Source organism: Rhizobium subbaraonis (assembly GCF_900220975.1).
Taxonomy (GTDB): Bacteria; Pseudomonadota; Alphaproteobacteria; order Rhizobiales; family Rhizobiaceae; genus Mycoplana; species Mycoplana subbaraonis.
On sequence record NZ_OBQD01000075.1, the window covers coordinates 1 to 1,581 of the forward strand.

Annotated in this window: 1 protein-coding gene; it reads right to left on the reverse strand. The window is 61.7% G+C overall.

Annotation, left to right across the window (positions count from 1 at the left end):
* Nucleotides 1–26: 26 nt before the first annotated feature.
* The coding region (tnpC, locus tag CRO48_RS31470) for an IS66 family transposase (RefSeq protein ID WP_097143554.1) at nt 27–1,581 on the reverse strand (1,555 nt) is incomplete at its 5' end.

Here is a 1,581-nt window from a genome sequence, read left to right on the forward strand (position 1 = left end):
CGTAAGCATCCGGCGAAGGCCGCAGGTCAGGCCGCCTGAGCACTCAGCGTCTTGGGTGTCCAGTTCCACGGCAGCAATTGCTGCAGCCTGCTGATCGGCGTGTCGGCAATGTTGGCGAGGACATCCGCCAGCCAGGCTTGTGGGTCGATGTCATTGAGCTTGGCCGTCATGATCAGCGTCGCCATGAAGGCGGCACGATCAGCACCACGATCCGATCCGGCGAAGAGCCATGACTTCCTGCCGAGAGCAAAGCCTCTGAGCGCGCGTTCGGCGGCGTTGTTCGTGAGACAAATTCGGCCATCGTCGAGGAATGACGTAAATCCATCCCAGCGCTTCAGCATGTAGTCGATCGGCTCAGAGACAGGAGAGCTGCGCGACAGTTTTAGCCGCTCGGTTTGGAGCCAGTGATGCAGTTCTTCGATGAGTGGCTGGCTGTCTTGGCGGCGGCGCTCCAAGCGCTGCTCGGAGCTAAGGCCGTTGATCTCCCGTTCGATATCGAACAGGGCATCGATCCGTTTGACAGCCTCCAGCGCCATCGGCGAGATCGATGCGGCTTTGCTGCCACGTTTGGCGTTCGCGGCGATGTCGGCCAGCACGAAGAACTTGCGGCGTGAATGTGCCCAGCAGAGTGCTTGGCGCAGAGGCGCGGGATCGCGATCTGCCTTGAACAGCGGATTGTAGCCGCCATAGGCATCCGCCTGCAGAATGCCGGAGAAAGTCTTCAGGTGGCGTTCGGGATGCTCCTGTCGTCGGTCTCGCGTTGCGTAGAACAAAGCTGCAGGCGGTGACAGCCCACCAAACGGCCGGTCATCCCTGACATAGGTCCAGATGCGGCCTGTATCGGTCTTTCCCTTTGCCAGGATCGGCACGGTCGTGTCGTCGCCATGCAGTCGCTCGGCGGCCAGGACATAGGCTTCGATCAACGAATGGATTGGCTTCAGGGCCGCGGCACACGCACCGACCTGATCGGCAAGCGTCGACAGGCTGAGGTCGATCCCCTCTCGGGCATAGCGCTCGCTCTGGCGATTGAGCGGCTGATGCTGGGCGAACTTCTCGAACAGGATCATCGCCAGAAGGTTGGGGCCGGTAAAGCCGCGAGGTGTCACATGGAAGGGCGCTGGCGGCTGAGTGATCTTCTCGCATTCGCGGCAGGAGAACTTCTCCCGCACGGTCTGAATGACTTTCCACTGACGCGGGATGACCTCCAGGGTCTCGGTGATATCCTCGCCGAGCTTCGACAGCTTTGCCGAGCCGCAGCAGGGGCAACTGGCTGGGGCGGCGATAACGACACGTTCACGCGGCAGATGTTCAGGAAAGGGCTTGCGTGACGGACGCTTGCGCTCGAAGGCCCTGACCGTCGAGGCACTGGCTGCGATCTCTGCATCCAGTTCATCTTCGCCGGCATCAGCCTCCAGCTCCTCAAGCTGCAGTTCCATCTGCTCGAGAAGCCGCGCCTTGCGTTCAGAGCGACTGCCGTAGAGGTCGCGCCGGACCTTCTCGATCTCTAGCTTCAGCCGTGCGATTAGCGCCTCGGAATGCGATACTAGCGCCCTCGCGCTGGCAGCTTCCGCCTTGGCGGTC